The 19,162-nt window shown below is 73.3% G+C and carries 20 protein-coding genes and 1 tRNA gene; 12 read left to right on the forward strand and 9 right to left on the reverse strand.

What is annotated here, in order from left to right:
• Positions 1 to 42 precede the first annotated feature (42 nt).
• Complete coding sequence (locus OG247_RS10135; RefSeq protein ID WP_327251925.1) at positions 43 to 831, reverse strand: ferritin-like domain-containing protein; 789 nt, start codon at positions 829 to 831, stop codon at positions 43 to 45.
• A gap of 184 nt (positions 832 to 1,015) precedes the next feature.
• Positions 1,016 to 2,065: an LLM class F420-dependent oxidoreductase gene (locus tag OG247_RS10140; RefSeq protein WP_243333982.1), complete on the reverse strand. Its 1,050-nt coding sequence runs from the start codon at positions 2,063 to 2,065 to the stop codon at positions 1,016 to 1,018.
• A 100-nt stretch (positions 2,066 to 2,165) separates the two neighbouring features.
• On the opposite strand from OG247_RS10140, the gene OG247_RS10145 reads away from it, so the two are divergent.
• Complete coding sequence (locus tag OG247_RS10145) at positions 2,166 to 3,158, forward strand: aldo/keto reductase (protein WP_327251926.1); 993 nt, start codon at positions 2,166 to 2,168, stop codon at positions 3,156 to 3,158.
• 152 nt (positions 3,159 to 3,310) lie between these two features.
• Positions 3,311 to 5,566, forward strand: a complete 2,256-nt coding sequence (locus tag OG247_RS10150) for an ATP-dependent RecD-like DNA helicase (RefSeq protein WP_327257406.1) — start codon at positions 3,311 to 3,313, stop codon at positions 5,564 to 5,566.
• An 88-nt stretch (positions 5,567 to 5,654) separates the two neighbouring features.
• Here the strand turns inward: OG247_RS10150 and OG247_RS10155 are convergent, their stop codons facing one another.
• Entirely contained in the window at positions 5,655 to 6,341 is a 687-nt protein-coding gene (locus OG247_RS10155; protein WP_327251927.1) for a hypothetical protein, read from the reverse strand.
• Positions 6,342 to 6,388: 47 nt separating this feature from the next.
• Here OG247_RS10155 and OG247_RS10160 point away from each other — a divergent pair, with 47 nt between their 5' ends.
• Positions 6,389 to 6,577 (forward strand): DUF5703 family protein, encoded by a 189-nt coding sequence (locus OG247_RS10160; protein WP_243333977.1) that lies wholly within the window; start codon positions 6,389 to 6,391, stop codon positions 6,575 to 6,577.
• A gap of 39 nt (positions 6,578 to 6,616) precedes the next feature.
• Here the strand turns inward: OG247_RS10160 and OG247_RS10165 are convergent, their stop codons facing one another.
• The 3 genes from OG247_RS10165 to OG247_RS10175 all read right to left on the reverse strand — a co-directional run bounded on the left by OG247_RS10165 (position 6,617) and on the right by OG247_RS10175 (position 9,329).
• Complete coding sequence (locus tag OG247_RS10165; RefSeq protein ID WP_327251928.1) at positions 6,617 to 7,414, reverse strand: chaplin; 798 nt, start codon at positions 7,412 to 7,414, stop codon at positions 6,617 to 6,619.
• Positions 7,415 to 7,591: 177 nt separating this feature from the next.
• Positions 7,592 to 7,825, reverse strand: a complete 234-nt coding sequence (chpH, locus tag OG247_RS10170; RefSeq protein ID WP_243333973.1) for a chaplin ChpH — start codon at positions 7,823 to 7,825, stop codon at positions 7,592 to 7,594.
• Between the two features lie 178 nt (positions 7,826 to 8,003).
• The gene (locus OG247_RS10175) at positions 8,004 to 9,329 is read right to left on the reverse strand and encodes a M20/M25/M40 family metallo-hydrolase (protein WP_327251929.1); all 1,326 of its coding nucleotides are present in this window, start codon (positions 9,327 to 9,329) and stop codon (positions 8,004 to 8,006) included.
• A 168-nt stretch (positions 9,330 to 9,497) separates the two neighbouring features.
• On the opposite strand from OG247_RS10175, the gene OG247_RS10180 reads away from it, so the two are divergent.
• Together OG247_RS10180 and OG247_RS10185 are read left to right on the forward strand one after the other, a co-directional pair.
• Positions 9,498 to 9,585: transfer RNA gene (locus OG247_RS10180), tRNA-Leu, on the forward strand.
• Between the two features lie 90 nt (positions 9,586 to 9,675).
• Positions 9,676 to 10,035 (forward strand): zinc ribbon domain-containing protein YjdM, encoded by a 360-nt coding sequence (locus OG247_RS10185; RefSeq protein WP_327251930.1) that lies wholly within the window; start codon positions 9,676 to 9,678, stop codon positions 10,033 to 10,035.
• Between the two features lie 75 nt (positions 10,036 to 10,110).
• Here OG247_RS10185 and OG247_RS10190 read toward each other — a convergent pair whose 3' ends face one another.
• Together OG247_RS10190 and OG247_RS10195 are read right to left on the reverse strand one after the other, a co-directional pair.
• Positions 10,111 to 11,706, reverse strand: a complete 1,596-nt coding sequence (locus OG247_RS10190) for an APC family permease (RefSeq protein ID WP_327251931.1) — start codon at positions 11,704 to 11,706, stop codon at positions 10,111 to 10,113.
• A gap of 106 nt (positions 11,707 to 11,812) precedes the next feature.
• The gene (locus OG247_RS10195) at positions 11,813 to 12,760 is read right to left on the reverse strand and encodes a hypothetical protein (RefSeq protein ID WP_327251932.1); all 948 of its coding nucleotides are present in this window, start codon (positions 12,758 to 12,760) and stop codon (positions 11,813 to 11,815) included.
• A gap of 248 nt (positions 12,761 to 13,008) precedes the next feature.
• Here OG247_RS10195 and OG247_RS10200 point away from each other — a divergent pair, with 248 nt between their 5' ends.
• Positions 13,009 to 13,434: an ASCH domain-containing protein gene (locus OG247_RS10200; protein ID WP_327251933.1), complete on the forward strand. Its 426-nt coding sequence runs from the start codon at positions 13,009 to 13,011 to the stop codon at positions 13,432 to 13,434.
• A gap of 19 nt (positions 13,435 to 13,453) precedes the next feature.
• Here the strand turns inward: OG247_RS10200 and OG247_RS10205 are convergent, their stop codons facing one another.
• Positions 13,454 to 15,109, reverse strand: a complete 1,656-nt coding sequence (locus OG247_RS10205; RefSeq protein WP_327251934.1) for an FAD-binding dehydrogenase — start codon at positions 15,107 to 15,109, stop codon at positions 13,454 to 13,456.
• 82 nt (positions 15,110 to 15,191) lie between these two features.
• On the opposite strand from OG247_RS10205, the gene OG247_RS10210 reads away from it, so the two are divergent.
• The 6 genes from OG247_RS10210 (at position 15,192) to OG247_RS10235 (ending at position 19,159) form a co-directional block, all read left to right on the forward strand.
• Positions 15,192 to 15,737, forward strand: coding sequence for an NUDIX domain-containing protein (locus OG247_RS10210; RefSeq protein WP_327251935.1), 546 nt, complete (start codon positions 15,192 to 15,194; stop codon positions 15,735 to 15,737).
• Between the two features lie 9 nt (positions 15,738 to 15,746).
• A complete protein-coding gene (locus OG247_RS10215) occupies positions 15,747 to 16,148 on the forward strand; it encodes a YidH family protein (protein ID WP_327251936.1) in 402 nt (133 codons plus the stop codon).
• Positions 16,145 to 16,486 carry a DUF202 domain-containing protein gene (locus tag OG247_RS10220; protein ID WP_327251937.1) on the forward strand — a complete coding sequence of 114 codons (342 nt, stop codon included), beginning with the start codon at positions 16,145 to 16,147 and terminating at the stop codon, positions 16,484 to 16,486. Before OG247_RS10215 ends, OG247_RS10220 begins: the two co-directional genes overlap by 4 nt.
• A 92-nt stretch (positions 16,487 to 16,578) precedes the next feature.
• Positions 16,579 to 16,881 (forward strand): hypothetical protein, encoded by a 303-nt coding sequence (locus OG247_RS10225; RefSeq protein WP_327251938.1) that lies wholly within the window; start codon positions 16,579 to 16,581, stop codon positions 16,879 to 16,881.
• A 122-nt stretch (positions 16,882 to 17,003) separates the two neighbouring features.
• Complete coding sequence (locus OG247_RS10230) at positions 17,004 to 17,915, forward strand: MBL fold metallo-hydrolase (RefSeq protein WP_327251939.1); 912 nt, start codon at positions 17,004 to 17,006, stop codon at positions 17,913 to 17,915.
• 179 nt (positions 17,916 to 18,094) lie between these two features.
• A complete protein-coding gene (locus tag OG247_RS10235) occupies positions 18,095 to 19,159 on the forward strand; it encodes a phosphotransferase family protein (RefSeq protein WP_327251940.1) in 1,065 nt (354 codons plus the stop codon).
• The last annotated feature ends 3 nt before the right edge of the window (positions 19,160 to 19,162 follow it).

A 19,162-nucleotide genomic window follows, 5' to 3' on the forward strand; every position in this document is an offset into this window, starting at 1 on the left:
CGGGCCGGGCCGGGTCCGAACGGGACGGTCTGAAGGGACGGCCTAGGCGAACTCGGGTGCCGAGGTCGGCGTGCCGCCCAGCGGGTTGCTCCGCTCCGGCGGGCGCAGGTCGACCATGCGGTGCCAGCCGCTGAACCGCTCGTACGCGTACATCCCGCGGATCCCGGCGGCCAGCGCGGCCGCCTTCGGTGCGGGCCAGCCCAGCAGCCGCCCCATGTGGCCCATGACGGCGAGGCTCACGTCCCGGTAGACGCCGATCTCGGCGAGCGCGCACTCGCGCAGCACCCGGTGGATGGTGCGGCCGTGGCCGGCGCGGGCGAGGCGGAGCAGTTCCTCGTGGCAGTAGGCCAGGTGGTTGTCCTCGTCCCCGCCGATGATGCGGATGGCCTTGCCGAGCTCCGGGTCGCTCCCGAAGTACCGGACGAGCATGACCATCTGGTCGGCGGCGCGCTGCTCGGTGACCCGGCTGTGCGCGAGGTAGACGACGATGTCCTCCTCGCTCAGGGCCCGCTCGCCGCGCAGCTTCTCGTGGCTCAGGCCGACGCCGCGGCGCTCCAGCAGCTTCGTGTAGTCGGTCTCCGGCGGGACGGGTACGGGGGGCAGGCCGCGCTTGCGGAGCAGCGCGTTGAAGATCCGGCCGTGTTTGTCCTCGTCGGCGCCGTGCCGGGTGATCTTGGGCGCGAGGTCGCGCATGGAATCGGGCACCAGGGCCGCGATCCGGGCGTTCTCCCAGCCGCCCTGGGACTCGCCGCCGGCGGCGATGGAGCAGAACAGCTGGAAGGAAGCGTCGTGGTCGACGATCTCCCGGAACAGGCTGCGCGCAGAGAGCATGTCTCGAGTCAAGGGCCGATTCGCGGGCGGGGCAACCGGGTGCGGCGTACGGCTCGGCCGAATGAACGACCGCGACCGGTGGGGCCGGGGGCGTAACCCCCCGGGCACCCCGCGCGTTGTTGGCTGTGTCGGCCGTGGCGGGGAAGACCCCCCGAGCCCCCACCACGGCCGCAGATCTCCTTTTTCACGCCAGGCCGGCGAGCTCCATGGCCTCGACGCCGGCCCGCAGGGCGGCGGTCCGCTCCTCCAGGGTGAAGCCGGCCGGGGCGAGCGTCAGGGTGGTGACCCCGGCCTCCGCGTAGGCCCGCATCCCGTCGGCGATCCGCTCGACCGGGCCCAGCAGGGTGGTGGAGTCGATCAGCGAGTGCGGGACCGCGGCGGCCGCGCCCTGCTTGTCGCCCGCCAGGTACTTGTCCTGGATCTCGGCGGCTTCCTTCTCGTAGCCCATGCGCTGGGCCAGCTGGTTGTAGAAGTTCTGCTTGCGGCTGCCCATGCCGCCCACGTACAGGGCGGTGTAGGGGCGGAACATGTCCGCGAGCCCGGCCACGTCCTCGCCGAGGGCCAGCGGCACGGTCGGGCAGACGTCGAAGCCGTCCATCGTCAGCCCGGCCTTTTCGCGGCCCGCCCGGATGTGGGTGAGCGCGGTGGCTTCCAGGTGCTCGGCGGCCGGGAAGATCAGGAGGGCGCCGTCGGCGATCTCGCCGGTCTGCTCCAGGTTCTTCGGGCCGATGGCGGCGATGTAGAGCGGGATGTGCTCTCGCTCGGGGTGCACGGTCAGCTTGAGCGGCTTGCCCGGCCCGCCGGGCAGCGGCAGGGTCCAGTGCTCGCCCTCGTAGGACAGCCGTTCCCGGGTCATCGCCTTGCGGACGATCTCCACGTACTCGCGGGTCCGCGCGAGCGGCTTGTCGAACTTCACCCCGTACCAGCCCTCGGACACCTGGGGTCCGGAGACCCCGAGGCCGAGCCGGAAACGGCCCTTGGTGAGGGAGTCGAGGGTGGCGGCCGTCATGGCCGTCATGGCGGGCTGGCGGGCCGGGATCTGCAGGATGGCGGAGCCCACGTCGATGCGCTCGGTCTGGGCGGCGACCCAGGCGAGCACGGTCGGCGCGTCGGAGCCGTAGGCCTCCGCGGCCCAGCAGACGTCGTAGCCGAGGCGGTCGGCCTCCTGCGCGACGGCCAGGTTGTCGGCGTCCATGCCAGCGCCCCAGTAGCCGAGATTGATGCCGAGCCGCATAAGTCGTCCCCTTACCGGTTTACCGATCAGTAACGTAGGTCTGCGGGGACTGTAGCGCGCCCGGCCGTCCCGCGTCAGTGCGGCAGTAGTCTCAGCCCTCATGGAGCAGAGGCATCTCGGCCGCACCGGACTGCGCGTCTCCCGGATCGGTCTCGGCACACTGACCTGGGGCCGGTCGGCGGACGGACCGGACGAGGCGGAAGCGGCCGCGCAGTTGAAGACGTTCTGGAACGCGGGCGGCACGCTCGTGGACACCGCCGACGTGTACGGCGGCGGTGAAGCGGAGTACCTCCTCGGGCAGTTGATCGGTTCCGTCGTCCCGCGGCGGGATCTGGTGATCGCGACGAAGGCGGGCGGCGTCGCGGATCCGGACCGCCGCTTCGACGCCTCGCGCGGCCACCTCCTTGCCGCGCTGGACGATTCCCTGGCGCGTCTGGACACGGACTACGTCGACCTCTGGCAGGTCCACGCCTTCGATCCCTGGACCCCGCTGGAGGAGACCCTCCAGGCGCTGGACATCGCGGTGAGCAGCGGCCGGACGCGGTACGCGGGCGTGTCGAACTTCAGCGGCTGGCAGCTCGCGAAGGCGGCGACCTGGCAGCTCGCGGCGCCGGGGGTACGCACCCGGCTGGCGTCGACCCAGATGGAGTACTCCCTGCTCCAGCGCGGCGTGGAACGGGAGGTGGTCCCGGCCGCGCTGGACCTGGGGGTCTCCCTCCTCCCCTCCTCCCCGCTGGGCCGGGGCGTCCTGACGGGCAAGTACCGGTCCGGCACCCCGGCGGACTCCCGGGGCGCTTCGGAAACCCTCGCGGCGTTCGTGGACCCGTACCTCGACGAGCCGGCGAGCCGGATCGTGGACGCGGTGGCGACGGCCGCGCACGGACTGGCGGTGACCCCGCTCCAGGTGGCCCTGGCCTGGGTCCGGGACCGCCCCGGGGTGGCCGCCCCGATCGTCGGCGCGCGCACGTCGGCGCAGCTCGGGCAGGCCCTGTCGGTGGAGGCCCTTAGTCTTCCGGAGGAGATCCGCCAAGCGCTGGACGACGTCTCGGCGCCCGTCCACCGCTACCCCGATCAGGACTGGAGCACTTTGTGAGCGACACCGCCGCCACCGATGCCGCCGCCGCGGCCCCGGAGGACCCGGCCGCCCCCGCTGCGGAGCCCGGGACGGCACCGGACCCGGAGACCGCCCCGGCCCAAGGTGACGCACCCGCGGAAACCCACCCGCCGGCACCGGAACCCACCCCGATGCCCCAGCCGACCGACTCCGACGCCCCCGACACCGACGAGCCGAAACCCCAGACGGCCGCCTCCGGCGAAGCCGGGGAGCCGGAGGACGAGACCGGGGGCCCGGACGGCGAAGCCGGGGAGCCGGGCGGCGAAGCCGCGGGTTCTGTCGGCGAAGCCGAAGGTGCGGACGGCGAAGCCGTGGAGCTGGACGGGGGGCCGGGGGCGGAGCCCTCGGTTTCGGGAAGGGGCGGGGTGGGGGAAAGCCCCGCAGGGCCCACCGACGGCGGCACGGGGGCGGCGGGGGCCGCCGAGGCCGCGCCCCAGCTCAGCGAAGCCGCGGCCGAGCTGGCCGCGCAGAAGATCGAGCGGGAGCGCATCGCCCGCCGCAAGGCGGAGCGCGAAGCCCCCGTAGAGGCCGGCGCCAAGCTCAGCGGCACGGCCGCCGACCTGCTGGCCGCCGTACGGGCCGTGGAGGGCGGCGGCAAGCCCCCCGCCGTGTTCGACGCGCCCCCGGCGCCCCGCCGGCCGGAGCCCGCGGCGGCGCCCACCCCGGCGCGCACCCCCGCACCCGCCCCCGCGCCGCAGGCGGACGCCCCCTCCCCCGACGCCGTCCAGGCGATCCGAGCCGTCCTGGCCAGGGGCGGCGCCCCCGAGACCCTCGCCCCGCAGACCGCCGCCGCCCTCGGCGAGGACGCCGCCGAGCAGCTCGCCGAGTCCCCCTGGCGGCTGCTGGCCGTCGCCGGGGTCCGCCCGACCCAGGCCGACGGGTTCGCCCGCGCCCTGCTCGGCGCGGAGGCGACCGGCCCCGGGGACGAGCGGCGGGCCGCCGCCCTGGTGGGCTGGCTGCTGGCGCAGGCCGCCGCCAAGGGCCACACCGTGCTCGAAGCCCCGACCCTGGAGTCGGCCCTCGCCCAGTACGGCGTGCCGGACCCCGCGGAGGCCCTGGAGGCGGCCGTCGGCGAGGGCGCCGCGCTGGCTTTCGAGGAGCCCGTCGGGCCGCCCGTAGCCGAGCCCACCGAGGACGAGGAGCAGCCCGTACGGATCCTGGTGGGCCTGGAGGGCTGCGCCATGGCCGAGGAGAGCCTCGCCGAGGGCCTGGCCCGGCTCGCCAACACCTTCACGGACCCCGCCGACTGGAACAAGGCCGCCACCGGCACCGGCGCCGAGCTGATCCGCGCCGCCGCCGGGCACGGGCTGGTCACCCACACCGGCGGCGAGGCCGCCCGCGCCGAACCCCGCGCACTGCTCGCCGCCGCCCGGGAGTTCGGCCTGCGGGCCTGCCTGGCCGCGCACGCCCCGGCCGAGGGGGCCGTCACCGTGGCGGGCCTGCTGGCAGGCGCCGAGGGCCCGGGCCGGGACGCGGACGGGCAGTTCGCGCTGGACCTGCTCATCGTCCTGGACGCCCCGCAGCTGGACGTGGAGACGGCCGCCGCGCTGGTGGAGTCCGTCCCCGACGGCGCCCGCCTGGTGTTGTCCGGCGACCCGTCGGTGCTCGGCTCCGCCGGTCCCGGCCGGGTCTTCGCCGATGTGCTCGCGGCCCGCGCCTGCCCGCAGCTCGTCTCCCGGATCCCCGACAGGGGCCCGATCGGCGAGCTGGTCTCGGGCGTCGGCGTCGGCGAGCTGAACCAGGTCGACGCCCCCGGCAAGGAGGTCGTCATCGTCCCGGTCCGCGACGCCGGGGAGGCGGTGCACCGCACCGTACAGCTGGTCGCCGAGTCGGTGCCCCGCGCCTTCGGGATCCCGGCGGACGCCGTCCAGGTGATCACCCCGGGCCACGGCGGCCCGGCCGGCACCCGCGCGCTCAACGCGGCCCTCAAGGAGCGGCTGAACCCGGGCCCCGGCCGGTTCGGCGGCTTCGACCCCGGTGACCGGGTCGTCCACGTGCCCTCCGCCGGGCGGGCGCTGCCGGCCCGTGTGGTGTCGGCCGACGCACAGGGGCTGCACCTGGCCGGAGCCGCGGGCGCGCGGATCGTCGTACCGAAGGAGCGGGTGGAGTCGCAGGTGCGGCACGGCTGGGCCGTGACGGCGCACCAGGCCGTCGGCTCGCGCTGGCCCGCGGCGGTCGTCGTCCTGCCCGGGGACGCGGCTCAGGCCCTGTCGCGGGACTGGGTCTACACGGCTTTCGGCCGGGCCGAGCGTCACCTGTCGGTGGTGCACGGAGTGGACCAGGCGCTGCCGCGTGCGGTCGCGGAAGTACCGGCGAAGCCCCGTACGACCCGGCTGGCGGGTCTACTGCGGGCGCTCGTGGCGTCCGCGACGGCGGAGCCCCTCTGACGGACGTACCGCGGCCCCCGTCCCGGGTGGGACGGGGGCCGCGGTGCGTTCCGTACGAGGTGTCGCGCGGGTCGGGGCCAGACCGGGGTCAGGCCGGGGTCAGGCCCCGCTCGGCCGGCGCGCCGTCCTCGGCCCCCTCGCCGCCTTCGGCGTCCTCCGCGTACTCGTCGTCTTCGTCTTCCCCGTCGAAGACCGAGCTGACGTCGAACCGGTGCATCACGTCCTGCGGGTCGATGTGGGCGAAGGGCGTGCCGAGCCACTCCCCCGGTTCGGCGACCTCTTCCGAAGCGGCGATCCACAGCGTGGAGTCGCCCTCCTCCAGACCGAAGTCCTTGGCGCGGGAGGCGATTTCGTCCGGCTCGTACTCGCCGAAGAGAACGCCGAGCGCGTCGGCGGTGCCGCCGTCGTGGTCGAGTTCGGCTTCGCGGTCGTGCGCGACGACGCGTTCGGCCTGGGCGATCAGGCGCGCCGGCTCGACGACGGCGTAGTCGCGGCGGATGAGCACGCTGAAGGCGGCGGGTTCGGCGGGGCCGGTGTACGGGAGCCCGTCCTCGGGAGTGGGGATCTCGAACGGGGTGACCTCGTCGTAGCGGTCGTAGAGGAGCTCGTCGTACTCCTCGGCGGCGGCGGCGAGTTCGTTGAACGCGGCGTAGACGTCCGGATCATCGTCCCCGATCCTGCTCTCGACCGCGGCGAGGTGACGGTCGAGCGCGGCCTTGACCGCCTCGGCGGCGGCGCGTACCTCGGCAACAGTGGGCAGAGCGGCATCAGACATAGTGCAGACGCTATCCGTAGCGGGGCTCTCGCGGCACAATAGATGCGATGCCGGAATACGAATTTGTCGACTTGTACGTGCCCCGCGGGGTTCCACGTCAGGAAACGACCCGCCTGCTGACAGAACACGCCGAGTACGGGCATTGGGAGCTCGACCGGCTGACCCTGCTTCGGGACGGCAGTCGCCGCGTGCGACTGCGCCGCCGGATCATCCGCCAGGTCCGCGCGACCTGGTGACGCGGGCCCCTGGGGCGGGGCCCGCGTCCTGAGGAACCGTCAGGCCGCGCTGCGTGCCCGGCGGTAGAGCACGGCGCCGGCCAGCAGCATGCCCGCGGCCAGGGGCACCCCGGCGGTGAGGACGTCACCGGAACCCGTGGCGGCGAGTCCCCCGGCGGGGGTTGCACCAGTCCCGCTACCCGCCCCCGTCCCGGGGCCGGCTCCCTGGGCGGGGTGCGTCACCGGGGTCGCCGAGCCGGCGCCGGGACCCGTTCCGGGGCCCGCACCGGGGCCGGGCCCGGCGGGAGTACCGGGCTGCTGCCCGGTACCCGGACCGACGGGGGTGCCGGGGCCGCCCGGGTTGCCGTGGTCACCAGGACCGCCGGGGCCACCGGGGTTGCCGTGGTCACCGGGGTTGCCCGGATTCCCGTGATCCCCCGGACCGCCCGGATTCCCGTGGTCGCCCGGACCGCCCGGGTGGTCCGGGTGCCCCGGGCCGGTGTCCTCGTCGCACGGTTCGTGCGGGTTGCCTGGGTGTTCGGGGTGTTCGGGGTGGTCCGGGTGCTGAGGGTGTTGTGGGTGCTGCGGATGTCCGGGCCGGCCCGGGAGGTTCGCGCAGCGGTTTCCGAAGGCCGGATTCAGGGCCCCCACCACCGTCACCGTGTTCCCGCAGGCGTTCAGCGGTGCGTCCACGGGTGCCTCGAGGGCGTTCCCGGACAGCAGTCCCGGTGAGTGTGCGGCGCGGCCGGAGGCGCCGGAGTCCGCGTGCGCGTAGCCCCCTCCGAGCGCGAGCAGACCCCCCGCGGCCGCCATGGTGATCAAGGTCTTCTTGCCGGTGACCTGTACCTGTCGTCGCATCTGTACTTCGTCCCCTGGTGTGTGCGTCGTGCACGCGCACGCACGTGCACGCCCGATCGGCGCACCGGCCGCACAGGCTCCCCCGCCTGGCGCGCCGAAAAGATCGTCATCGGGCCCGTAAAGCCCGGCAGCCCCGGAGCGCTGGAATGCGCTCCGGGGCCGAGTACTTCAGATACGTCAGGCGTTGACGCAGGTGTTGCCGAAAGCCGGGTTCAGCAGGCCGATCACGGAGATCGTGTTACCGCAGACGTTCACGGGAACGTGGACCGGAACCTGGACGACGTTGCCGGACAGGACACCGGGGGAGCCGATGGCCGCACCCTGGGCACCCGCGTCGGCGACAGCCAGACCCGCACCCGCGAGAACCAGACCACCGGTGACAGCCGCAGCGGCGGCAACCTTCTTGAACATTGTTCCTCCTAGTAGGCAAGCGCGGTCCCAGCCGCGGACCGCACCACCTGTAACGAGGAGGGATCACCGGGGCTACGAGCGTATGAGCGCATTCACTCTTCTCAGTGGATTCCGCACACCTTCCCGATTCCCGGGCGTTAGCTACGCCCGTTCCGCTCCCGGACCGCTCCCGGCGGCCTCAGGACTCGTCGATGAACCGGTCGAGCACCCGCACACCGAACTTCAGACCCTCCACCGGCACCCGCTCGTCCACGCCGTGGAACATCCCGGCGAAGTCCAGCTCCGGCGGAAGCTGGAGCGGCGCGAAGCCGAAGCAGCGGATGCCGAGGTCGTCGAAGGACTTGGCGTCCGTACCGCCGGAGAGCATGTACGGGACCGCGCGAGCGATCGGGTCGTGCGCCTTCAGGGCGGTCTGCATGGCGTCGACGAGCTTGCCGTCGAAGCCCGTCTCCAGCGCCTTGTCCGCGTGGACGTCCTCCCGCTTCACGCGCGGCCCGAGGATCCGGTCGAGGTCGGCGAAGAACTCGTCCTCGTAGCCCGGCAGGAAGCGGCCGTCCACGTGGGCGGTGGCCTGGCCGGGGATGACGTTGACCTTGTAGCCGGCGCCGAGCATCGTCGGGGCGGCGGAGTTGCGCAGGGTCGCGCCGACCATCTTGGCGATGCCGCCCAGCTTGGCGAGCGTGGCGTCCATGTCGTCCGGGTCGAGCGGGGTGCCCAGCGCGTCCGAGAGCTCGTCCAGGAAGTGCCGGACCGTCTTGGTGACCCGTACCGGCCAGGTGTGGCGGCCCAGGCGCCCCACGGCCTCGCAGAGCTCGGTGATGGCGTTGTCGTTGTTGGTCATCGACCCGTGGCCCGCGGTGCCCTCCACCGTCAGACGCATCCAGTGCATGCCCTTCTGGGCCGTCTCCACCAGGTACAGCCGCAGGTTCTCGTTCACGGTGAAGGAGAAGCCGCCGACCTCGCCGATCGCCTCGGTCACGCCCTCGAAGAGGTCGGGGTGCTTGTCGACGAGGTACCGGGCGCCGTAGGTGCCGCCCGCCTCCTCGTCGGCGAGGAAGGCCAGCACGATGTCGCGCGGGGGCTTGCGGCCGCTGCGCATGCGGTCGCGTACGACGGCCAGCGTCATCGCGTCCATGTCCTTCATGTCGACCGCGCCGCGGCCCCAGACGCATCCGTCGGCGATCTCGCCGGCGAAGGGGTCGTAGGTCCAGTCGGCGGCGTTGGCCGGGACCACGTCGGTGTGCCCGTGGATCAGCAGGGCCGGCCGTGAGGGGTCCTCGCCCTCGATCCGCGCCACGGTCGAGGCGCGCCCCTTGTGCGATTCGAAGATCTTCGGCTCCAGCCCGACCTCGGCGAGCTGCTCCGCGACCCACTCGGCCGCCTTGCGCTCACCTGGCCCGGAGTGGTCCCCGTAGTTGCTGGTGTCGATCCGGATGAGGTCCCGGCAGAGGTCGACGACCTCGTCCTCGCCGGAGACGGTCCTGCCCGCGCCCGATTCGCTCACGCTGCTTCCTCCCACTGATCAGTACCGAACTGACTCCATCCTCGCGCTCCGGGCCGCTTCCCCCAAGGGCGATCCCCGGCCGTCGGGGGGTGTGATCGAGGACCCCGGATTGTTTGGTAATGTTTTCCACGTCGGAACGGCCCGCGAGGGACGCGAGACAGACACCTTGTCCGGGTGGCGGAATGGCAGACGCGCTAGCTTGAGGTGCTAGTGCCCTTTATCGGGCGTGGGGGTTCAAGTCCCCCCTCGGACACCAAGCGAAAACCCCACTTCACGTGGGGTTTTCTGCGTTTGGGGAGCATCGCGCGGCGAGCGGTGCAGGGCGAGTACGGGATATTCTGGGCCGGTGAACGAGAACCTTCCCCCCTGTCCGAAATGCTCCTGTGAGTACACCTACGAGATGAACGCGCTCGTGGTGTGCCCCGAGTGCGGTCACGAGTGGGTGCCCGCCGAGAGCGACGCCGAGACCGGCGGGGACGCCGGCGAGCAGGTCGTGAAGGACGCCGTCGGGAACGTGCTGACCGACGGCGACACCGTGACCGTCGTCAAGGCGCTCAAGGTCAAGGGCAGCCCCTCGGGGATCAAGGCCGGTACCAAGGTGCGCAACATCCGGCTGATCGACGGGGTCGACGGGCACGACATCGACTGCAAGATCGACGGCTTCGGCGCCATGCAGCTGAAGTCCAGCGTGGTCAAGAAGGCCTGAACACCGCTCCACACGCGAAGACGCGAAGAGGGGCCCCGCCGTTGGCGGGGCCCCTCTTCGTGCGTCCGGTACGGGTCAGCCGCGCGGGGCGGGGATCACGGGGCCGGCCGACCCCGACCCCGACTCCGCCTCCGACTCCGCCACCTGGTCGAGACGGAAGGCCTCGTTGCCCAGACCGATGCGGGCGTGCACCGCGGGGCGGGCGGAGCGCAGGAAGAACCCGTACGCCAGTCCCACGACGGCGGCGGCGGCGATGATGCCGGGCAGGACCCAGCTCAGCGCGGAGCCCTCCGCGGCGCCGACCAGGACCCCGAAGTCCTTGACCGTGTAGACGGCGATGGCGAGCAGCGCGAGGCCTGCGAGGCCCGCCGCGCCGAGCCGCCAGAGCTGGGCGCCGGCGGTGCCGCGGCGGACGAAGAAGGCGATGACCGCGAAGGAGGCGGTGGCCATGAGGAGGGTCACGCCGAGGGCGCCGACGCTGCCCATCCAGGTGAACAGGTGCAGGACGGGCACGGTGGGGTCACCGGCCGGGGTGTCGTCGGTGAAGGCGAAGGCCAGGACGACCAGGACGGAGACCACGGTCTGCAGGAGCGAGCCGGTGGCGGGCGCGCCGGTGCCGGCGTTGGTGCGGCCGAAGGCGGCCGGCAGCAGGCCCTCGCGGCCCATCGCGAAGGCGTAGCGGGAGACGACGTTGTGGAAGCTGAGCATCGCCGCGAACATGCCGGTCACGAAGAGGATGTGCAGGACGTCGGTGAAGGTGGCGCCCAGGCGGCTCTCGGTGAGCTGGAAGAGCAGTCCGGGGCCTGCCTCCGCGGAGGCCTTGACCACCTCGCCGGGGCCGGTGGCGACGGTGAGGGCCCAGGCGCTGAAGGCGAAGAAGAGGGCGACGAAGCCGACGCCCAGGAACATCACCCGGGAGACGACGATGTGCGGCCTGCTGGTCTCCTCGGCGTACACCGGGGACTGCTCGAAGCCGACGAAGGCGGCGATGCAGAAGCACAGGGCGGTGCCGAGACCGGCGCCGGTCAGGGTCGCGGGGTCGAAGGCGTGCAGCGAGAGGCCGTCGGGGCCCGGCTTGCCGAGGGCGGCGACGTCGAAGACGACGACGAGGAGGACCTCGATGAGCAGGAGGACTCCGAGGACCTTGGCGTTCAGGTCGATCTTGAGCCAGCCGAGGGCTCCGGTGAGGGCGACGGCGGCCAGGGCCGGTATCCACCAGGCGAGTTCGGTGTCGAGGTAGGTGGCGAAGAGGCCGGAGATCTCGAAGCCGAGGATGCCGTAGACGCCGACCTGCATGGCGCTGTAGGCGACGAGGGCGACGAGCGAGGCGCCGGCGCCCGCGGTGGGGCCGAGTCCGCGCGCGATGTAGGCGTAGAAGGCGCCGGCGTTGTGGACGTGCCGGCTCATCTCGGCGTAGCCGACGCTGAAGAGGGCGAGGACGGCGCCGAGGATCACGAAGAGCAGGGGCTGTCCGGCGATGCCCATGACCCCGAAGATGGTGGGCATGACGCCCGCGACGACCATCAGGGGCGCGCTCGCGGCGAGTACGGAGAGCAGCAGGCCGGCGGTGCCGAGGCGGTCGGCGCGCAGGGCGCGGTCCTGACCCTTGTACGTACGGATCTCGGCCTGGCCGGCCGGATCGGTGAGCGTGGTGGATCTGCCCGTCGGCATGGCGGGGGTCCTTTCGGGGCGGGGACTGAGCGGTTCTGGCTGAGCGGTACTTGCCGAGCTGTTCTGGCTAAGCGGTACTTGCCGGGCTGTGGCGGCCGGGCCGGGGTCAGGCGGTGCCGAGCGCGGCGCTGCGTGCGGCGAGGAAGGCCTTGTGCGGGTCGAGGTCCGGGTAGGACCACGGGGCCTGGGTGGCGTGGCTGCCGATGCGCTGGAAGAGCGCGGCGGCCTCGGCGGGGCGGCCCTCGCAGAGCTTGGCGTGGGCGAGGAAGTTGAGGTCCACCCGGTTGCGGGGGTGGTCCTCGCGCTCCCATTCGAGCCACCAGTCGAAGGCGGAGCGCAGCACGTGGCGGGCGCGGCGGCCGGACCAGTGCTCGGCTCCGGCGCCCGGGACGCGGCCCTGCCCGGCGGCGAGGACGCGGTAGCGCTCGGCGTGGGCGATGACGGGAAGGACGGCGAGCGGGGAGTCGGCCGGGGATTCCTCGGCGGCCCAGGCGGCGAAGTCGTAGACCTCGTGGAGCGGGTCGCGGCCGGCGGCGGGGGCCCGTTCGGCCAGTCGGGAGACCATCAGGTGGTGGGCGTGGTGGTGCTCGCGGTGGCGGGCCCGGACCTGGTCGAAGTGACGGCTGAACTCCTCTTCGGTGCCGAAGGCGCGGGTGAGGAGCAGCAGGCCGAGCCAGGGGGTGGGGTCGGCCGGGAGGAGGGCCGCGGCGCGGCGGCAGGCCTCTTCGGCGGCCTCGGGGGTGCCCTTGCGGCGCAGGGCGCCGAAGACGGCCGCGCAGGCGAGGAGGGTGACGGCGTCGGCGCTCTCCGGTTCGGCGAGGAGCCACTCGCGCGCCCACGCGGTGGCGGCCGGGGTTTCCGCGAGGACGACGAGGCGGTGCCCGCGGCGGTCCCAGTCGTCACCGGTGGCGACGAGGAGGGTGCGGGCCTTGACCCAGCGGCCCTGGGTGAACTGCGCGCGGACGTCGACGAGTTCCGTGTCGCAGAGGGCGGGGTCGAAGAGCTGGGCGTCCCGCTTGCGGACGCGGCCGAGGGGCGGCGGAGGGGGCGACATCCGCGGATTTCCCTCCAGGACGCGGGCGGTTGGACGATGTGGCTGGAAGATCACGCACAGCAAAGCGGTACGCACAGCTCCGCGTCAAGGTCCAGTCCACCGCGTGGCTCGTTTCAACTGGTGTTTCCCACAGGTGAGTTGATGCGGTTGTTCCGGTTCGTGACAGGTTGTCGCCGGGTTGCCGGCAGGTTGCCCGCAGGGTGCCCCCGCCCGGGCGGGGGCACCCGCAGGACCGTAGATTGGGATCCATGACGGCTTACGAAGACCTCCCGCCCATCGAGTTCGCCTTCCCGGGGCCGCTGCGCGACAGGCTGGTGGCGGCCGTCCTGAGCGGTGCCAAGACCACGACCACGGGCGTCCTGGCCGACTACGAGGCAGCGGGGGATCCGCTGCCGGTGGCGGGCGAGCGGATGGTGATCGTGGACTCCGGCGGGCGTCCGGTGGGCGTCCTGGAGGTGACGGACGTACGGGTGCTGCGGCTGGCGGACGTGGACCTGCGGCACGCGCTGGACGAGGGCGAGGGGTTCACGTCAGTGGCCGAATGGCGTGCCGGGCACGAGGAGTTCTGGCACGGCCCGCAGATGCGGGAGGCCGTCGGCGACCCCGGCTTCACGGTCGACGACGACACCCCGGTCGTGGCGGAGCGGTTCCGCCTGGTGAGCCGTCGGCCCTGAGCGGCCGGGGCGGCCCGGTTCAGGAGACGGCGGCCGACGCCGCGCGGCCGGCCGCGCGGCCCGAGAAGATGCAGCCGCCGAGGAAGGTGCCCTCCAGGGCGCGGTAGCCGTGGACCCCGCCGCCGCCGAAGCCGGCCGCCTCGCCCGCCGCGTAGAGGCCCGGGAGGGGTTCTCCCGTGGCGGTCAGGACGCGGGAGGAGAGGTCGGTCTCCAGGCCGCCCAGGGACTTGCGGGTCAGGATGGAGAGCCGGACGGCGATCAGCGGGCCGGCCGCGGGGTCCAGGATCCGGTGCGGGGCGGCGGTGCGGATCAGTTTGTCGCCGAGGTACTTGCGGGCGCCGTGGATCGCCGTGACCTGGAGGTCCTTGGTGAAGGGGTTGGCGATCTCCCGGTCGCGGGCGACGATCTCGCGGCGGACGGTCTCCTCGTCGAGGAGTCCGTCCTTGGTGATCGCGTTCATGCCGCGCACCAGCGCGGAGAGGTCCTTCTCGACCACGAAGTCGGCGCCGTTGTCCATGAAGGCCTTCACGGGTCCGGGGACGGCCTGGCGGGCCCGGTCGATGACCCCGCGGACCGACTTGCCCGTCAGGTCCGGGTTCTGCTCGGACCCGGAGAGTCCGAACTCCTTGCCGATGATGCGCTGGTTGAGGACGAACCACGTGTGGTCGTGGCCGGTCTTCATGATGTGGTCGAGGGTGCCCAGGGTGTCGAAGCCCGGGAAGAGCGGTACGGGCAGCCGCTTGCCGGTGGCGTCCAGCCAGAGCGAGGACGGGCCGGGCAGGATGCGGATGCCGTGCTTGGACCAGATCGGGTTCCAGTTCTCGATGCCCTCGGTGTAGTGCCACATCCGGTCCTTGTTGATGTGGCTGGCGCCCGCCCCCTCCGCGATGCCCAGCATCAGGCCGTCCACGTGGGCCGGGACCCCGGAGAGCAGCCGCGCGGGCGGGGTGCCGAGGCGGGCCGGCCACTGGGCCCGTACGAGCTCGTGGTTGCCGCCGATGCCGCCGCTGGTCACGATCACGGCCTGGGCGCGCAGCGAGAACTCCCCGGTGGCCTCGCGGCCGCTCGCGGTGCCGCGGACGGCGTCGGAGGGGGCCAGGACCTCGCCGGTCACGGTGTCGAGGGTGCCCGCCGTGCGGGAGAGCCCGGTGACCCGGTGGCGGAACTTCAACTGGACCAGCCCGCGGGCCGCTCCGGCCCGTACGCGGCGTTCGAAGGGCTCCACCAGTCCGGGGCCGGTGCCCCAGGTGATGTGGAAGCGGGGGACGGAGTTGCCGTGGCCGTTCGCGTCGTAGCCGCCGCGCTCCGCCCAGCCGACGACGGGGAAGAAGCGGACGCCCTGGGCGTGCAGCCAGGGGCGCTTCTCGCCGGCCGCGAAGTCCACGTAGGCCTCGGCCCAGCGGCGCGGCCAGGCGTCCTCCTCGCGGTCGAAGCCTGCGGTGCCGGACCAGTCCTGGAGGGCCAGCTCGCGGGTGTCCTTGATCCGCATGCGGCGCTGCTCGGGCGAGTCGACGAAGAACAGGCCGCCGAAGGACCAGTGGGCCTGGCCGCCCATGGACTGCTCCGGCTCCTGGTCGAGCAGGATGACCTTGCGGCCGGCGTCGACGAGCTCGGCGGTGGCCACGAGGCCCGCCAGCCCGGCCCCGATCACGATCACGTCTGCGTCGTACGTCATGTGGAACCCGTCCTCCGTCGGTGGTGGGGCGATCCTTTGCTACGGAGCGGTAACCAGTCAACAGGAGCGGAGGGATCACGGCATGAGCGCGGCCGACGAGGTACTGGACGTGGTGGACCGGGAGGACCGGGTGACGGGGCGCGCCCCGCGGGGCGAGGTGTACGCGGCCGGGCTGATCCACCGCTGCGTGTTCGTACTGGCCCGGGACGGGCGGGGGCGGGTCTTCACGCACCGGCGGACGGATTCGAAGCTGGTCTTCCCCTCGCACTACGACATGTTCGTCGGCGGGGTGGTCGGCGCGGGCGAGGGCTACGCCGCCGCGGCCCTGCGGGAGGCGGAGGAGGAGCTGGGGGTGACGGGGCTGGAACAGCCCGAGCCGCTGTTCAAGTTCCTGTACGAGGGTCCGGGCGGGGCCTGGTGGAGCCACGTGCACGAGGTGCGCTGCGAGCTGCCGGTCCGGCCGCAGGCCTCGGAGGTGGCCTGGCACGCGTGGCTCCCGGAGGAGGAGGTGGCGCGGCGGGTCGCGGACGGCTCGTGGCCGTGGGTGCCGGACGGGCTGGAGGCGTACCGCAGGCTGCTGGAGTTCCGCGGTTCGGCTCGGAGCGCCGGTGGGCCGGAGCGCCAGTAGATTGGGCTGGTGATCGACTTCGTCAAGGACGTGCGGCTGTGGTTCGCGCCGGCTCGGGTGAGGGACGAGGGCGTGACCCCCGACTACCGCTTCTCGCTGGCCAACGAGCGGACCTTCCTCGCCTGGATCAGGACCGCGCTGGCCCTGATCGGCGGCGGGTTCGCCGTGGACCAGTTCCTGCCCGACCTGCGGTGGGCGGTGCGCGTGGCGATGGCCTTCGCGCTGCTCGCGCTGGGCGCCGCCTGCGCGCTGCGTGCGGTGAACCACTGGGTGCAGTGCGAGCGGGCCATGCGGCGGCGGGGGGAGGACCTGCCGATGTCCCGGTTCCCGGTGGTGCTGAGCCTGGGGGTGGGGCTGGTCGCGGTGGGGATGGTGGTGGTCATCCTGCTCGGCTGGACGACCGGGCGGTGAGCGCCTCGGCCGACGCGGCCGACCCCGGGGGGACCGATGACCGCGACCCGGGGCTGCAGCCCGAACGGACCCGGCTCGCGTGGCGGCGTACGACGCTCTCGTGCGTGGTGACGGCCGTACTGGGCCTGCGCCAGGCCCTGCGCGGACCGGGCTCGCCGATGGAGCTGGTGGGGGTGGCGGTCATCGTGCTGCTCTGGCTGGCCTTCGTGTGGGTGGCTCACCGGCGGATGCGGGAGCTGGCGGCCGCGCGCCCCGCCGGGCTCGCATCCAGTGCGGCGGTGGCCGCGACGGTGTGCACGGTGGGTCTCGCGGTCTTCGCGATGGCGGTCGTCATCTGAGGTGACGAACCGATGGTCCGACTTGTGGCCCACCCTCGGCACACAGGGGACACAAGGGGCGATCCGGGTCGTTCCGCACTAGCCTCGGCGCCATGACGACCTTGCACCAGGAGCACCCCGCGCACGAGCACGCCCACGCCCACGGTCCGGCCTGCGGCCACCAGGCGGTCGAGCACGGAGACCACGTCGACTACGCGCACGACGGGCATCTGCACCGCGAGCACTCCGGGCACTGGGACGAGTGCGAGCCCGCCGGGCACGCCCCGCACTCCGCCCACGAGCACGCCCACGGCGCGGACTGCGGACACTCCTCGGTCCCGCACGGCGACCACGTCGACTACCTGCACGACGGGCACCGGCACGCGGAGCACGAAGACCACTACGACGACCACTGACCACTGCCCACTGACGACCACCGACGAGCGCCGACGAGCGCTGACCGAACACGCCCTCCCCCCGGGCCGCCGCGACTGGCAGGATGCCGACAGCCCGTCACAGCGACCCGGGGAGACCGCGCATGCCCGTCGAAGAGCCGTACCTCCTCCAGCCCGCGCCGGGGGTGTACGCCTACGTGCAGCCGGACGGCGGCTGGTGCCTCAACAACGCCGGCTTCGTGACCGGCGGCGGCCGGACCCTGCTCGTCGACACGGCGGCCACCGAACGGCGGGCGCTGGCCCTGCGTGCGGCGGTGCTGGCCGCCGGGGCGCCGCTCCCCCGCACCGTGGTCAACACCCACCATCACGGCGACCACACCTACGGCAACGGCGTGTTCGCCCCGGAGGCGCTGATCGTGGGGCACCACAACGCACGCTCCGAGCAACTCGCGGCCGGGCACCAGCTGGAGATGATCTGGCCGGCGACCGACTTCGGCGCCGTGGACATCACCGCGCCCGATCTGACCTACGGCGACCGGCTGACGCTGCACGTCGGGGAGACCGAGGTGCGGGTCCTGCACCCGGGTGTCGCGCACACCACGGGCGATTCCCTCGTGTGGCTGCCCGAGCAGCGGATCGTCTTCACCGGCGACCTGGTCTTCGCGGAGGGCACGCCGTTCCTGGCGATGGGCTCGCTGGCCGGTTCGCTGCGGGCGATGGAGCTGCTGCGCTCGCTCGGCGCGGAGACGGTCGTACCGGGACACGGGCCGCTGACGGATCCCGGCGCGTACGAGGCCACCGAGCGCTATCTGCGGTACGTGGCCGAGCTGGCCCGGGAGGGCCGCGCGAAGGGGCTGACCCCGCTGGAGGCCGCCCGGGAGGCCGACCTCGGGGAATTCGCCGCCTGGCGGGAGAGCGAACGGCTGGTGGCCAACCTGCACCGGGCCTACGCGGAACTGGCCGGGGAGCCCGAGGGGGTCCCGCTGGACATCCTCGCGGTGCTGCGGGACATGACGGTGATGAACGGCGGGACCCCGATCCTCTGCCACGCCTGACGGGACGGGCGGGGGAACGCGAGGGGGCAGGGAGACGGCCGGAGGGGCGGGCCGGAAGGGCGGAGCGGGGGGGCGGAACCGAGGTCCCTTCGGCTCACGCACTGGACGGCATACCGACTGGTCGGCATCATGGGTCGCGATCGTTCCGTCGTCGTCAACTCCGTACGGAGGCGCGCACCATGACCTCAGCCCCGGGCCCGGCCCCCTCCGCAGCCCCCTCCGGCCCGCGAGGCCTCGATCTGGAGCGGCTGCGGGGCCATCTCGACCGGGCGCGGCCGGGCCTCGTGGTCGGGCCACTGACCGGCCGGCTGATCGAAGGCGGCCGCTCGAACCTGACGTACGAGGTGGGCGACGGGAGCTCGCGCTGGGTGGTGCGCCGGCCGCCGCTGGGGCACGTACTGGCCACCGCGCACGACATGCGGCGCGAGCACCGGGTCATCGCGGCCCTGCACGGCACCGCGGTGCCGGTGCCCGAGCCGCTGCTGCTGTGCGAGGACGATGCCGTGCTGGGGGCGCCGTTCTACGTGATGGAGTACGTGGACGGGGTGCCGTACCGGACGGCCGGCGAGCTCGCGGCGCTCGGCCCCGAGCGGACCCGGCGCGCGGTGCTGGGCCTGGTGGACACCCTGGTCGACCTGCACGCGGTGGACCCGGAGGCGGTGGGCCTGGGCGACTTCGGGCGGCCCGAGGGCTTCCTGGACCGCCAGCTGCGCCGCTGGGGCAAGCAGCTCGCGGCCTCCCGGGGGCGGGAGCTCTCCGGGATCGACGAACTGCACGGCTCCCTCGGACGCGCCCTGCCCGACTCCCCCGCGGCCACCGTGGTGCACGGGGACTTCCGGCTGGACAACGTGCTGATCGGCGGCGGCGGCGACCGGATCCGGGCGGTGCTGGACTGGGAGATGTCCACGCTCGGCGATCCGCTGACGGACCTCGGGCTGCTGGTGATGTACAGCTCCGACCTGGGGCTGACCGACTCCCCGGTCAGCACGACCAGCGCGGCCCCCGGCCATCCGGCGCCCGCCGAGCTGATCGAGCGGTACGCGGCCCGCTCCGGCCGGGACGCCTCGCAGGTCTCCTGGTACACGGCCTTCGCCTGGTTCAAGCTCGCGGTGATCCTCGAGGGCATCCACTACCGCTACACGCTCGGGCAGACCGTCGGCTCGGGCTTCGACCGGATCGGCGAGCTGGTCCCGGTCTTCATCGAGCACGGTCTGACCACACTCCGGCAACCGCACGAAGGCTGAGGA

This window comes from Streptomyces sp. NBC_01244 (assembly GCF_035987325.1).
In the GTDB taxonomy this organism is placed as follows: Bacteria; Actinomycetota; Actinomycetes; order Streptomycetales; family Streptomycetaceae; genus Streptomyces.